Source organism: Rhizobium ecuadorense, from assembly GCF_001187535.1.
Classification (GTDB): domain Bacteria; phylum Pseudomonadota; class Alphaproteobacteria; order Rhizobiales; family Rhizobiaceae; genus Rhizobium; species Rhizobium ecuadorense.
In genome coordinates, this window is the sequence record NZ_LFIO01000745.1 from 1 (window position 1) to 245 (window position 245).

Annotated in this window: 1 pseudogene; it reads left to right on the forward strand. The window is 60.8% G+C overall.

The window, feature by feature from the left end:
• A pseudogene (locus AF337_RS13665) lies at positions 1-245 on the forward strand (bifunctional diguanylate cyclase/phosphodiesterase); the annotation flags it as partial.

Here is a 245-nt window from a genome sequence, read left to right on the forward strand (position 1 = left end):
GCCTCGATGCCGTTCTGACAGCGGCCGCCGGGAGTGCGATCAGCCAGACCGCAATGTCCGCCTTCGGCTACGATCAGGCCTTTGTCGTCGACGAGAAGGCTCAACTGCTGATGCTGGCGGACGCCCAAACGGAAAAGCGTTATCGCTGGATGAAGCCTCTCTTTTTGCCTCTGCTTCAGGATGCCCGCCTCGGGGTGAGACCAGGCGCGGTTTCCAACGAAAGAACGCCGTCCTCGATGGAAAGC